The organism is Actinomyces radicidentis (assembly GCF_001553565.1).
In the GTDB taxonomy this organism is placed as follows: Bacteria; Actinomycetota; Actinomycetes; order Actinomycetales; family Actinomycetaceae; genus Actinomyces; species Actinomyces radicidentis.
The window spans coordinates 2,690,722-2,703,519 of the sequence record NZ_CP014228.1 but is presented as its reverse complement, the minus strand read 5'-3'; the positions used below and the strand labels follow the sequence as shown (position 1 = coordinate 2,703,519).

Below are 12,798 nucleotides of genomic sequence, written 5' to 3'. Positions count from 1 at the left end.
ACGGCGGCCCTGCCTGTGGGCCGGCGGGGCGGGCGGACCGGGCGGCCTCAGGCGGGGCGGACGCCCAGGCCCTCGACGACCTCCGCCGTCGGGAGCGCTGCCAGGAGCGCGCCCGGCACGAGGAGCTTCGAGGGACGCACTCCCGAGCCGATGAGCACCGTGTCCCTCGCGGCGACGGCGGCGTCGATGAGGAGGCGCCACTGGTCGGGCAGGCCGACGGGCGTGATGCCGCCGTACTCCATACCGGACATCTCGACGGCGCGGTCCTGGGGGAGGAAGGAGGCCTTGCGGACGTCGATCATCTTCTTGACGACGTGGTTGACGTCCGCGAAGTCGGTCGCCCGCACGACGCAGGCGGCGATGCGCTCCTCGCCGGAGCGCTTGCCGGCGACGAGCACGCAGTTGCCCGTGGCGTCGGGGTCGAGGGAGAACTCCGTGTTGAGGGCGTCGGTGTCGGAGAAGGCCGGGTCGATCTCGCAGACGAGGGCGCGGTCGGCGAGGGCAGCGCCCTCCTCGCCGGAGGCCGCCAGGGCCTGCAGCGCGGCGGCGACCGGCGCAGCAAGGAGCTCCGGGTGCTCGAGGGCCCTGTGCCAGCCGACGGCCTCGCCGAAGGCCTCCTCGGGATCGCGCAGCTCGTTCGTCGTCTCGCTCATCGTGAGTCAGTCCTTCCGTCGGTCGCGTGCGCGCGGCGGGCGGATCGAGCGCCCGTGCGCCGTGTCGCGGGCGAGTCTAGGTCGGCGCCGGGTCACGGCTCCGACACGACCAGCACCCGGCCGGAATGCATCGGTGTCTCGGATCGTTAGGACCAACGGACCAGGTGAGCACCTGGGCGGCGAGCCCCTCGCGGGCGCGTCGCGAAGCAGCAGACCAGCATCACCCCGAACGAAGGAGACAGCGCCCATGAGCGCACAGAGCAGCACCACCGCCATCCCTGAGGTCGAGGACGTCGACCTCCTCGTCGTCGGCGGCGGCAAGGCCGGCAAGTCCCTCGCCATGACCCGCGCGAAGGTCGGCGACAAGGTCGTCATGGTCGAGCGCGACAAGATCGGCGGCACCTGCATCAACGTCGCCTGCATCCCCACCAAGACCCTCATCTCCGCCGCCCGCGTGCTGCGCGAGGTCCAGGGTTCCGCCGCCTACGGCGTCAGCCTCCCCGAGTCCGACGGCGGCCGCGACGCCCTCGCCCAGGCCCGCGTCGACCTCGCCGGCCTGCGCGGCCGCAAGGAGAAGGTCGTCGGCGGCATGGTCGCCGCCCACCGCGACAAGCTCTTCCCCGGCTCCGGCATGGACTTCGTCCTCGGCACGGCCCGCTTCGTCGCCGAGCGCACCGTCGAGATCCAGGTCTCCGACGGCAGCCTCCGCCGCGTCCGCGGCGCCAAGGTCCTCATCAACACCGGCACCACGCCCGCCGTCCCCGCCATCGAGGGCCTCGCCCAGGCCCCGTACTGGACCAGCGAGGACCTCCTCACCCTGCCCGAGCTCCCCAGCCACCTCGTCGTCCTCGGCGGCGGCGTCATCGGCGTCGAGATGGCCTCCCTCATGGGCCAGCTCGGCGTCCCGGTGACCCTCCTCCACGCCGGCGAGCACATCCTGGACCGTGAGGACGCCGACGTCGCCGAGCAGATCACCGTCGACCTCGAGGCCCTCGGCGTCCAGGTCCTCACCGGAGCCCACGTCGACCGCGTCCGCTCCACCGAGGGCTCCAGCCCCGTCGTCGTCCACACCGAGGACGGCCGTGAGGCCACCGGCTCCCACCTCCTCGTCGCGCTCGGCCGCAAGCCGGTCACCGAGGGCCTCGGCCTCGACGCCGCCGGCGTCGAGTTCACCGACCGCGGCTTCGTCAAGGTGGACGAGCACCTGCGCACCTCCGCCGAGGGGGTCTACGCCGCGGGGGACGTCGCCGGCACGCCGCAGTTCACGCACGCCTCCTGGAGCGACTTCCGCGTCCTGCGCGACCTCTTCAACGGCAAGGAGGCCTCCACCGAGGGCCGCCTCATCCCGTGGGCCGTCTTCACCACTCCCGAGCTCGGGCACGTCGGCATGACCGAGGCCGAGGCCGCCGACGCGGGCCGCAAGGTCCGCGTCGCGAAGACGCCGACCGCCTCCGTTCCTCGCGCCAAGACGCTGGGCCGCACGGAGGGCTTCTACAAGGTGATCGTCGACGCCGACTCCGACGAGATCCTCGGCGCCGCCATCATCGGCGCCGAGGCCTCCGAGGTCGCCACGAGCGTCCAGATGGCCATGCTCGGCCACATGACCTGGCAGCAGCTGCGCGACGCCGTCATCGCCCACCCGACCATGAGCGAGGGCCTCAATATCGTCCTCGACACCCTGGGCTGATCCCGGACCGGGCGGCGCCCTCCGGGCGGCCGTCCGCCGGTGCCCCCCTGCCGGCCCGGGCCGTGAGCGCGCCCTCAGCGCGAGCGCGGCCCGGGCCGGAGCACGCGGGCCGGCCCGCCGCCGTGAGGTGGCAGGATGGCCCGCGTGCTTCACGTCATCTTCTTCGAGCCCCGCATCCCGGGGAACTCCGGCGCCGCGATCCGTCTGAGCGCCAACACCCGCTCGACGCTCCACCTGGTGGACCCTCTCTTTGACATGGATGACGCCAAGCTCCGCCGCGCCGGGCTCGACTACCACGACCTCGCCCTCACCCGCGTCCACAAGACCTGGGAGGAGTGCCTCGAGGAGGTCCCGGGGCGGATCTTCGCCTTCACCGCCCACACCGAGCGCTGGTACACGGACGTCGACTGGCAGGGCGACGACGCTCTCCTCTTCGGCCCCGAGCCGACCGGCCTGCCCGAGGAGATCATGGCGCACCCGCGCGTCACCGACCGGGTGCGCATCCCCATGGCCGAGGGCAACCGCTCCCTCAACCTCGCCAACTCCGCCGCCGTCGGCCTCTACGAGGCGTGGCGGTCCCTGGGCTTCCCCGGCGGCAACTGACCGGGGTCGGCCCGGGGCCCCAGGGCTATCGCGGCCGGAACGCGACGACGTCGGGTGCCGGCCGCCCGGCTGCTCCGACGGACGACCGGGCGCCCCTGATGACGCGGCGGGCGGCTCAGAGCATCCCGGCGGGCCGGATCGAGACGTCCTCGACGACGGCGTCGAGCGGTGTGTCCACGGCCAGGCGCACCCCGGCCGCGATCGACGACGTCGCCACGTGGTCCTCGGAGCGGTAGGCGGCGCCGCGCCCGGCCTGGATCCGCTCCTGCATGGGCGTGTCGACGCGCCCCGGGTAGACGGTGGTGACGCGGACGCGGCCGCGCTCGTCCTCGCGCAGGCAGTCCGCCAGGGCCCGCAGGCCCGCCTTGGCGGCGCAGTAGAGCGCCTGTCCGGGGGAGGCGTGCAGCCCCGCCCCGGAGTTGATCATGACGACGAGGCCCCGGCGCGCCCGCAGCGCCGGCAGCAGCAGGGTGGTGAGGGTCGCGACGGCGACGAGGTCGAGGTCGAGCACCTCGCGCCAGCGTGCGGCCGAGAGCTCCTCGAGCGTCCCGGTCGCCTCGATCCCGGCGGAGTGGACGAGGACGTCGAGCCCGTCGAGCGCGAGATCGGCGACGGCGGCGGCCAGTGCGGCGTCATCGGTGAGGTCGACGGCGACGGTCCGCACGGCGGCGCCGGAGGTGCCGGGGCCCGCGGCGAGCTCGCCCGCGAGGGAGACCAGGTCCGCCTCCGTGCGCGCGAGCAGGACGAGGTCGTGGTCCCGTGCGAGGTCCGCGGTCACGGAGCGGCCGATCCCGGAGGTCGCACCGGTGACGAGCGCGAGCGGACGGCCTCCCGCGCTCACCGGGCCTCCCGGATGAAGGGGGCGGCGCCGGGCTCGCCCGGCACGGAGTAGGTGGCCGTGAGGGTGGCGCGGGCGAGGGCGTGCTGGGCGACGTTGAAGGCGACCGCCGTCGGCGTGGCGTCGTCCTCGAGGCCGAGGGTGTCGACGTCGAGGGCGTGGACGGCGAAGACGTAGCGGTGGTCCCCGTCCCCGGCGGGCGGGTACGGACCGGTCCAGGCGTGCGTGCCGGAGTCGTTGGCGACGTGGAAGGCGGCGCCGTCGAGCATGAGGTCGGACTCGCCGAGGCCCTGGGCGAGGGAGGTGACCGAGGCGTCGAGGTCGACGACCGTCCAGTGCCAGAAGCCGGCAGGGGTCGGGGCGTCGGGGTCGAAGCAGGACACGACGAAGGAGCGCGTCCCCTCCGGGAAGCCGGACCAGTGGAGCTCGGGGGAGACGTTCTCCCCGAGGCCGGTGAATCGGTCCTCGACGCGCTCGCCCTCGGCGACGTCCTCGCTGGCGAGCTCGAAGGAGGGCAGGGCGGGGAGGTGGTCGTAGGGGGACTGGGCGCGGGGGCGGGTGAGATCGGCGGGCATGGGGTGACTCCTTGCTGGTGCGGGTGGTCGACGGGTCGCGGGATCCGGTGTGCTCGTGCTCACCCTAGCGGGAGGCTCCGACGGGAATCGCGGGTACTGGCACGGGACGGGGGTGAGGGACGGGGCGGGTCGGCGGCCGGGACGTCCGGCGTGCGGTTAAGAGCCCCTTCCGCGTGTCCGGGGTCGGCGCTACTCTTCCTCCGCCACGTCGAACACGTGTTCGAACGGTCGGGTCGTGGGGCCCGGTGACGGAAGGAGGAGACGTGGGACCAGCACCGACGAAGGAGCGCGACGGCGCCTCGCGCCTGGCCGCGGCGCGCGCCGCCCTGGCCCTCGCCGAGCAGCGCGCCGGCCTGCACGACTCCACCGCCCGGGACGTCCAGCGCGCCATGACCCGCGCCCTCGACGCCGTCGAGGGGGCGCCCGCCGGGAGCGCCCTCGCCAGTGCGACCGGAGCCCCCGCCTCCCGGGGCGCCACGGCCCTCGACCTCCTCACCCCGGAGGTCCCCGGTCAGGCCGGTGCCGCGGGGTCGGACCCCTGGCTCGGGCTCTCCCCGGACTCCGCCGGGGCCCTCGCCGTCACCGGCTCGCGCACCGTCCTCCTGGCCGCCGCCGCCCAGCGCCAGGGGCGGCACGGCTGGTGCGCCGTCGTCGGAGGGGAGGACCTGGGGTGGAACGCCGCCGCGGAGGCCGGGCTCGACCTCGAGCGCGTTCTCGTCGTCCCCGCGGCCGGGCTGGAGCCGTCCCTCCTCCTCGCCGCCACGAGCGCCCTGCTCGACGGCGTCGACGTCCTCCTCGTCGACGCCGCAACCGCCTCCCGCCTGCGACCGCGGGACCGCCGCACCCTCCACGCGCGCGCCCGTGAGCGCGGCGCCCTCATCCTGAGCGACCTGCCCTGGGAGGGGGCGCGCGGCCTCGTCGCTGCCCCGGAGGGGACGGACACCGGCGAGCCCGGAGCGGCCCCGCAGCCGGCAGGGGAGAGGGCGCTCCCGGCGTCCCCGGCGGAGGAGAGTCGCCCGGAAGGCCCGGAGGAGGGGCGCCCGGAGCCGCGCGGGCGCCTCGCCCTCGTCGCCGGGATCGGCGCAGGGGCCGGCAAGGCGCCCGCCCGCCCGCTGGAGAACACCTCGATCGCGGCCCCGGAGCCGGCCCCGGCGCTCCCCGCCCGGGAGATGCCCGCCGGCTACCTGCGCGGCCTGCGCTGGTCGCTGCGCGACCCCGCCCGCCCCGGCGCCGGCTCGCGCCTCGAGCTCGCACCCTCCGGGGTGAGCGCCTCCCTCGCCACCTCCGCGGCTGCCCCTGCACCCGTCCCCGCCCCTGCGCCCACCACGGCGGGCACGGGCGCCGTGCCCGCCGGTGCGGGCCTCGCCGAGGTCGTGCCCCTGACGAGGAGCCGACGGTGAGCGCCCCCTCCGCGTCCTCCGGCCCCTCCGTCGGAGCCGCGGCGGCGAGCGCGTCCCCCGGCAGAGGTGTCGGGGCGCCGCGACTCGTCGCTGTCTGGGTGCCCGACTGGCCCGTCGTCGCCCTCACCCTCGAGGCCCGTGAGCAGCGCCGCCTCCTCGCCGGGCGCCCGCTCCCCGGCGGCGAGCGGCTCCTGCCGGACCCCGCCGTCACCCCGGTCGCCGTCGTCGGCGGCCGCGGCGTCCAGGCCGCCTCCGCCCCCGCCCGCGCCGCCGGCGTCGCCGTCGGCTCCCGTCTGCGCACCGCCCGCTCCCTGTGCCCCGGGCTCGTCGTCCTGCCCCCGCAGCCCGAGCGCGAGGCCCGCGCCTTCGAGTCCGTCATGGACGCCCTCGGGACCGTCCTCGCCGACCCCGTCGTCGCCCGCCCCGGCCTGGCCCTGTCCGGCGCCCGCGGCCCCGCCCGCTGGCTCGGCGGCGAGGGGGCTCTCGCCGCCGGGCTCGTCGAGGCCGTCGCCGAGGGGCCCGGAGTCGAGTGCCAGGTCGGCGTCGCCGACTCCCTCCTCGGCGCCGTCCTCGCCGCTCGCCACGGCGTCCTCGTCCCCGAGGGCGGGGCCCCCGCCTTCCTCGCCCCCTGGCCGCTCGACTCCCTCCTCGCCGCCCTGCCCACCCGCCGGGCCCGGGAGGAGAGCCGGGACCTGCTCGAGACCCTCGGACGCCTCGGCCTGCGCACCCTCGGGGACCTCGCGGCCCTGCCCCTGCCGGACGTCTCCGCCCGCTTCGGGCCCGTGGGGGAGAGGGCCCACCTCCTCGCCTCGGGACGCTCCCGCCAGGTGCCGCGCAGCGACCGGCCGGCCTCCGACGCCGTCGTGGAGACCGCGCTCGACCCGCCCGTCGAGCGGGTCGACGCCGCCGCCTTCGCCGCCCGGCAGATCGCCGAGCGCCTCTCCGCCCTCCTCGTCGGCCGCGGGCTCGCCGCGGGGCGCCTCCTCGTCGAGGCCGCCTGCGAGAACGGCGCCGAGCTCTCACGCTCCTGGATGCTCGAGACGACACCGAGCGCCGCCGAGCTCACCGACCGCGTCCGCTGGCAGCTCGAGGGCTGGCTCTCGGGCCGTTCCGGGAGACCGCCCGCCTCCGCCCTCACCCGGCTGCGCCTCACCGCCCTCGAGCTCGTCCCTGCGGGCGCCTCCCAGGCCGGTCTGTGGGCCGCGCCCGGAGAGCAGGGGCGGCGACGCGCGCGGCGGGCCGCCGAGCGCGTCGAGTCCCTCCTCGGGGCCGGCGGCGTCCAGGTGCCCCTCCTGGTCGAGGGACGCGATCCCCGCTCCCGGAGCCGCCTCGTCGCCTGGGGCGAGAGGCCCGCCGACACCGGGGCGCCGGAGAGGGCCTCCGCGCGGCCGCGGCGACGCCCCGCTCGGGCTTCGGGGAACGCGCCCTCCTCAGGTGCCGGACCGGCTGCCGGCACGGGCCCCGCGGGCTCGTCCACCGGTGCGGGAGTGGACGAGCGCTCCGGTCGGGGCGCTCCGACGGGCGCCGGTGCTGGGGGCTCGGCGCCCTGGTCCGGGGCCCTGCCCCTGCCCTCGCCCTCGGTCGTCCCCCTCGGTGCCGTGCCCGTGCACCTCGCCGACGACGAGGGCCGGGAGGTCCTCGTCAGCGCCCAGGGGCAGCTCGAGGGCGTCCCCGCCGTCCTCGACCTCGCCCGGGGAGGGGTGGTCGTCGGGCTCGTCGGGAGCGGGGAGCGGCGCGTCCTGTCCTGGGCCGGTCCCTGGCCCGTCGACGAAGGCTGGTGGCGGCCCGAGGGCGCCTCACGACGCGCCTACCTCCAGGTCGTCACGGACACGGGGCCGCCGCTCCTGCTCGTGCGCTCGGGGAGGTGGTGGCTCGACGCCGTCTACTCCTGAGCACTCGCGTCCCGGCGCCGTCTGGCGGCGACGAGCAGCGCCAGCAGGCAGCTCGCGCACAGCCAGGCGACGCCGAGCATCCACCCGCCCAGCACGTCCGTCATCCAGTGGTACGCCAGGTAGACGCGGGACAGCCCCACGAGCACCGTGACGGCACCGCCACGAGCACGGCCGCCGTCTTGCGGCCCCGCGTGGTCCCGGAGAGCACGACGAAGCCCGCCAGCGTGCCCATGAACACCGCCGTGTTGAAGGAGTGCCCCGAGGGGAAGGAGTACGTCGCCGACGGTGCCCCCAGCAGCAGGTCCGTCGAGGGGCGCTGCCGCCCGAAGGCCAGCTTGAGCAGCACCGTCGTCACCGAGGAGCCCGCCATCGTCAGCAGCAGCGTCACCGCGTGCACCCTCCGGTGCCCGATCGTCAGTCCCGCCGCGGCCACCAGAGTGAGGACGATGAGCCCCACCGTGCCGCCCAGGTCCGTGAAGAACCAGGCCCCCGAGGTCAGGACGGTCTCGCGGCTGCGCACCGCCCAGCCCGTCACCGCCGGGTCAAGCGCGGAGAGATCGTCGTTCTCGATGGCCCCGTCGGCGATCGACACGAACAGCGCGAGGGCCGCCGCGCCGACCACGGCGAGGACCAGGGCGGCACGCGTCCGCCAGGCCCCCGGGAGCCGGTCGAGCGCCGGGGCCAGGACGCGCTCGGCGCGCTCGATCCTGGACCGGAGGGTTCCACGGCGGTCACTGCTGCGCTGAGACATGCCCGCGAGCCTATCGGTGCGACCGGGATGCCGCCCGGGGGGGGGACGCCGTCCGCCGCGGGTAGCATCGGGCAGCGCCCGATTCCGCACCCGCGCCGGCGGCGCGCACAGACTCCCTCCCGATCCCCGCCCGTCCTCGAGGAGAACGATGGCCAAGCTCTACTTCCGCTACGGCGCCATGAACTCCGGCAAGACCACCGGCCTCCTCCAGACCGCCTACAACTACGAGGAGCGCGGCCAGCGGGTGCTGCTCGTCAAGGCCGACGTCGACACCAAGGGCGAGTCGACCGTCGTCTCGCGCCTCGGCTTCTCCCGCGAGGTCGACCTCCTCGTCACCCCCGAGGACGACGTCCGCGCCCTCGTGCGCGAGCGCGCTCTCGGCGACGCGGCCTCGACGGCGCCCCTGCTCGACGGCGTCGACTGCGTCCTCGTCGACGAGGCCCAGTTCCTCGCCCCGCGCCAGGTCGACCAGCTCATGGAGCTCGTCCTCATCGACGACGTCCCCGTCCTCGCCTACGGCATCCGCTCCGACTTCCGGACCGTCTCCTTCCCGGGTTCGCGCCGTCTGCTGGAGATCGCCCACTCCCTGGAGGAGCTCAAGACGATCTGCAGATGCGGGCGCAAGGCGATCTTCAACGCGCGCAAGGTGGGGGACCGCTTCGTCTTCGACGGCGACCAGGTGGCCATCGACGGCGTCGACGTCACCTACGAGTCCCTGTGCGGTAAGTGCTACCTCGATGCCGGCGGCACCCTGCTCAGCGAGTGACCTCGATTCCGCTTGTACTCCCACTGATACAAGCCTGATCGAGTTGGCCGGGCGCCCCTGCAGACCCTCCTCGATCATGCTTGTAAGACATTGAGTACAAGCAATATCGTGAACCCGTGACCCCCGCACCCTCCCGATCCGGCAGTCCCGGACCGTCGCCCGCCGGCACCGCTCCGGTGTGCGCCCTCATCGCCGACATCGTGGGCTCGCGCCGCCTCGAGGACCGCGCCGGCGCCCAGCGCACCTTCCTCGAGGTCCTCGAGGCCGCCGGAGAGGGCCTCGCCCTCCTCGAACCCGCCCGCGCCACCGTCGGCGACGAGTTCCAGGCGGTCGCAGCCGGCCTCGCCCCGGCCCTCGAGTTCACGCTGCGCGCCTGCCTCCTCCTGCCCGAGGGGCTGAGGCTGCGCTTCGGCCTCGGGATCGGCGAGGTCCGCGAGGTCGACCCGTCCGCCGCCGACGTCGTCCAGGACGGCTCCGCCTGGTGGGCCGCGAGAGAGGCCATCGACGCCGCGCACGAGCTCCAGGACTCCGGACGCGAGTTCGCCCTGACCCGGATCCGCGTCGCCCCCGAGCGCGCCGCGGCGCTCGACGGCACCGAGCCCGGGATCCAGCCCGGGGTCGAGGCACTCACCAACGCGATGCTCCTCCTGCGCGACCAGGCCGTCTGCCGTCTCCAGGCGCGCCAGCGCCGCGTCATCGGGGCGCTCCTGCTCGGACGCACCCAGGTCGACGTCGCCCGCGAGGAGAGGCTGAGCCAGCAGGCCGTCTCCGCTCTCGCACGCGGTGCGGGCGCTGGGATCCTCGCCGCCCAGGAGCACCTCCGCGCCGTCCACGACGCCGCCGCTGCTGAGCGCCGCGACGCTCCGACTGGTGGGGGCTCCGCCGTGAAGCGATCGACCGCCGACCAGGAAGAAGCCTGATGACCGCCCTCCTCATCCTCCTCCTCGGCGCCGTCTCCCTCGCGCTCCAGGCGACCGCGGGTCGTCCCGAGGGCTCGCGCCGCACCGTCCTCCTGCTTACCGGCGGCGGGCTCGTCGTCGTGGCCGTCCTCGCCGGGCTCTTCCTGCTCGGCGCCGGGCTCGTCGGCACCGCGGTGGCCCTCGCCGGTGCCGCGGCGTGGGCCTTCGCGAACCTGCGGCCCGCCGACGAGCGGACCGTCGTCGTCCGCTGGGGCGCCATGATCCTCGTCGTCGTGCTGTGCGCCGTCATCGACGCCTTCTCCGGCGGGCACGGCCTCGGGCCGGCCGGCACCATCGACCGTGTCACCGCCGGGGCCGGTGCCCTCATGCTCCTGACGACGCCCGCGAACGAGCCCGTCGCCGCCGTCCTCGCCCTCGCACGGGGTGCCGACGTCGCCGGGCGCGTCCGAGGCGACGGCTCGCGGAAGGAGGCGACCGAGTCGGAGGCCGACGGCGCGTCGACGGCACCGGAGTCGCCCTCGGTCGCCCATCAGGTCGAGCGCGAGACATCGAGCGCAACAGCCGACGCGAGTGGGGGCGCGGAGGCCGACGGGCAGGACGACGGCGTCCCCTCGCTGCACGGAGGCCGCTGGATCGGCCCCCTCGAGCGGGTCCTCCTCATCCTTCTGGCCGGGGCCGGCGCGAACGCCGCCCTCGCCGCGATCATCGCCGCCAAGGGCGTCATCCGCTTCCCCGAGATCTCCAAGGACGCAAGCGGCCTCAAGGCCGAGGAGTTCCTCATCGGCTCGCTCACGTCCTGGACGCTCGCCGTCCTCGGGGCGCTCCTCGTCGTCGCCTGACGGGGGCCGGGGCGGGCTCTCAAACGGCGGGGCGCCCGGACGGTCGGGGTGGCTCGACCGTCGTGGCGGGCCGCTTCCGCTCGGTCGCTGCTGGGGCGCCGGCCATCCAGTCGCGGCTGGACCGCTGGCCGCCCAGTCGTGGCCGGACCGCTTGCGCTCAGTCGCGGCCCAGGTCCACCGTCGCGAGGTCCACGGCCGGGGCGCGGGTGACGAGCTTGTGCCCCCACCACAGCCCGAAGAAGACCGGGACGCCGATGAAGGGCAGGAGCACCTCGCCCACGGAGGCGCCCTCGCTCAGGGGCTCGTAGGCCTGGCCGATGATGATCGCCACGCAGGCCACGAGCGCCACGATCGCCCCTGCCGGGAAGAAGCGCGCCCGGTACGGCAGCTCGTCCAGGCTGCGCCCCTGCGCCTTGAAGACCGCGCGGAAGCGCCAGTGGCACCACGAGATCCCCGCCCAGGTGATGAAGCCCGCGAGCGCGGAGATCGTCAGCAGGAACTGGTAGGCGGCGCCGTCGCCCACGAGCGAGGTGATGAAGCCCGCGATGCCCACGAGCGTCGTCGCGATGAGCGCGTTCATCGGCACCTGGTGGCGCGAGAGGCGCATGAGGAAGGCCGGGGCGTGCCCGCGCTCGGCGAGGGCGAAGAGCATGCGGGTGGAGGAGTACAGGCCCGAGGTGCCCGCGGAGAGCACGGAGGTGAGGATGACGGCGTTCATGACGCTCGCCGCACCCAGGACGCCCGCCTTGTCGAAGACGAGGGTGAAGGGGCTGACCGCGATGTCCGTCTCCGAGCTGGAGAGCAGGTTCGGGTTCGTGTACGGGATGAGGAAGCCGATGACGGCGATCGCGCCGACGTAGAAGAGCAGGATGCGCCAGAAGATCGTCCGGATCGCGCGCGGGATGGTGCGGCCGGGGTCCTCGGCCTCGCCGGCTGCCGTGCCGATGAGCTCGGTGCCCTGAAAGGAGTAGCCGGCTACGAGCAGGACGAGGAGGACGCCCTTGGGGCCGTCGACGAAGGGGGCGTCGCCGGTGGTCCAGCTCGCGGTGCCCGGCGAGGTCCCGATGATCCCGGCGATCATCGCGACGCCCAGGACGAGGAACACGACGACGGCGACGACCTTGATCGTCGCGAACCAGAACTCGCTCTCGCCGTAGGCGCGGGCGGACAGGGCGTTGATGACGAAGAGCACGAGCAGGAACAGCGCCGACCACACGATCGACGGCGTGTCCGGGAACCAGTACTTCATGACCAGGGCGGCGGCGACGAGCTCGGCGGCGACGGTGATCGCCCAGTTGAACCAGTAGTTCCAGCCGATGGCGAATCCGAAGGACGGGGAGACGAAGCGGCTGCCGTACTCGCCGAAGGAGCCGGCCACCGGCAGGTAGGCGGCCATCTCGCCGAGGGACTGCATGATGAGCCAGACCATGACGCCGACGAGGGCGTAGGCCAGCAGGGCGCCGCCCGGGCCGGCCTGGGAGATGGTCGCGCCCGAGGCGACGAAGAGGCCGGTGCCGATCGCCCCGCCGATGGCGATCATCGTGAGGTGGCGGCTCGCCAGGGATCGGCGCAGGCCCTCGCCGCTCGTGGCGGCGTCGGGTGCGGTGGGGGCGCCGGGCTGGGTGCTGGACATGCTTGCCTTCCGCGGTGTGCGCGGGTCGCGGGGACCCGGCGTCGGTCGTTCGTGTGGCCGGGCGACACCGTAGTCCGTCCCGCTCCTCGGACCTGGACGGGCCCACTGTCCGGGCGCCCGGGTCGTGGGTCGGGGCCGTCCCAGGGGGATGTGTCGGTGGAGCGGTGTCGTCCCGGCCATGCTCCGCCGGTCCCGCTCTGCCGGTGCGGCGCAACGGGGCCGGATGCGCGTCCGAGCCCCG

At 75.1% G+C, this 12,798-nt stretch carries 13 protein-coding genes; 7 read left to right on the top strand and 6 right to left on the bottom strand.

Annotation, left to right across the window (positions count from 1 at the left end; translation table 11 throughout):
- Positions 1 to 47: 47 nt before the first annotated feature.
- Positions 48 to 653, bottom strand: coding sequence for a YbaK/EbsC family protein (locus tag AXF14_RS11440; RefSeq protein WP_067943334.1), 606 nt, complete (start codon positions 651 to 653; stop codon positions 48 to 50).
- A 247-nt stretch (positions 654 to 900) separates the two neighbouring features.
- Between AXF14_RS11440 and AXF14_RS11435 the strand changes: the two genes are divergently transcribed.
- Together AXF14_RS11435 and AXF14_RS11430 are read left to right on the top strand one after the other, a co-directional pair.
- Complete coding sequence (locus AXF14_RS11435) at positions 901 to 2,340, top strand: dihydrolipoyl dehydrogenase family protein (protein WP_067943332.1); 1,440 nt, start codon at positions 901 to 903, stop codon at positions 2,338 to 2,340.
- 144 nt (positions 2,341 to 2,484) lie between these two features.
- The gene (locus AXF14_RS11430; RefSeq protein ID WP_067943330.1) at positions 2,485 to 2,943 is read left to right on the top strand and encodes a tRNA (cytidine(34)-2'-O)-methyltransferase; all 459 of its coding nucleotides are present in this window, start codon (positions 2,485 to 2,487) and stop codon (positions 2,941 to 2,943) included.
- Between the two features lie 115 nt (positions 2,944 to 3,058).
- On the opposite strand, the gene AXF14_RS11425 is transcribed toward AXF14_RS11430, so the two are convergent.
- Both AXF14_RS11425 and AXF14_RS11420 read right to left on the bottom strand, forming a co-directional pair.
- Entirely contained in the window at positions 3,059 to 3,784 is a 726-nt protein-coding gene (locus AXF14_RS11425; protein ID WP_067943327.1) for an SDR family oxidoreductase, read from the bottom strand.
- Positions 3,781 to 4,356 (bottom strand): YbhB/YbcL family Raf kinase inhibitor-like protein, encoded by a 576-nt coding sequence (locus tag AXF14_RS11420; protein ID WP_067943325.1) that lies wholly within the window; start codon positions 4,354 to 4,356, stop codon positions 3,781 to 3,783. Before AXF14_RS11420 ends, AXF14_RS11425 begins: the two co-directional genes overlap by 4 nt.
- A 263-nt stretch (positions 4,357 to 4,619) precedes the next feature.
- Here AXF14_RS11420 and AXF14_RS11415 point away from each other — a divergent pair, with 263 nt between their 5' ends.
- On the top strand, positions 4,620 to 5,756 hold the full coding sequence (locus AXF14_RS11415) for a hypothetical protein (protein ID WP_067943323.1): 1,137 nt from the start codon (positions 4,620 to 4,622) through the stop codon (positions 5,754 to 5,756).
- 98 nt (positions 5,757 to 5,854) lie between these two features.
- Positions 5,855 to 7,648 carry a Y-family DNA polymerase gene (locus AXF14_RS11410; protein WP_067944392.1) on the top strand — a complete coding sequence of 598 codons (1,794 nt, stop codon included), beginning with the start codon at positions 5,855 to 5,857 and terminating at the stop codon, positions 7,646 to 7,648.
- On the opposite strand, the gene AXF14_RS14630 is transcribed toward AXF14_RS11410, so the two are convergent.
- Entirely contained in the window at positions 7,639 to 7,752 is a 114-nt protein-coding gene (locus AXF14_RS14630; RefSeq protein ID WP_250636912.1) for a hypothetical protein, read from the bottom strand. The genes AXF14_RS11410 and AXF14_RS14630 overlap by 10 nt on opposite strands.
- Complete coding sequence (locus tag AXF14_RS14625) at positions 7,749 to 8,399, bottom strand: phosphatase PAP2 family protein (protein WP_211260091.1); 651 nt, start codon at positions 8,397 to 8,399, stop codon at positions 7,749 to 7,751. The genes AXF14_RS14630 and AXF14_RS14625 overlap by 4 nt, the downstream gene beginning before the upstream one ends.
- 148 nt (positions 8,400 to 8,547) lie before the next feature.
- Between AXF14_RS14625 and AXF14_RS11400 the strand changes: the two genes are divergently transcribed.
- The 3 genes from AXF14_RS11400 (at position 8,548) to AXF14_RS14575 (ending at position 10,924) form a co-directional block, all read left to right on the top strand.
- Positions 8,548 to 9,165 carry a thymidine kinase gene (locus AXF14_RS11400; protein WP_067943322.1) on the top strand — a complete coding sequence of 206 codons (618 nt, stop codon included), beginning with the start codon at positions 8,548 to 8,550 and terminating at the stop codon, positions 9,163 to 9,165.
- A gap of 176 nt (positions 9,166 to 9,341) precedes the next feature.
- Positions 9,342 to 10,085, top strand: a complete 744-nt coding sequence (locus AXF14_RS11395) for a SatD family protein (RefSeq protein WP_084355541.1) — start codon at positions 9,342 to 9,344, stop codon at positions 10,083 to 10,085.
- The gene (locus AXF14_RS14575) at positions 10,085 to 10,924 is read left to right on the top strand and encodes a hypothetical protein (RefSeq protein WP_067943320.1); all 840 of its coding nucleotides are present in this window, start codon (positions 10,085 to 10,087) and stop codon (positions 10,922 to 10,924) included. The genes AXF14_RS11395 and AXF14_RS14575 overlap by 1 nt, the downstream gene beginning before the upstream one ends.
- 157 nt (positions 10,925 to 11,081) lie before the next feature.
- Here AXF14_RS14575 and AXF14_RS11385 read toward each other — a convergent pair whose 3' ends face one another.
- Positions 11,082 to 12,557, bottom strand: a complete 1,476-nt coding sequence (locus AXF14_RS11385) for an amino acid permease (protein WP_067943318.1) — start codon at positions 12,555 to 12,557, stop codon at positions 11,082 to 11,084.
- Positions 12,558 to 12,798: the final 241 nt, after the last annotated feature.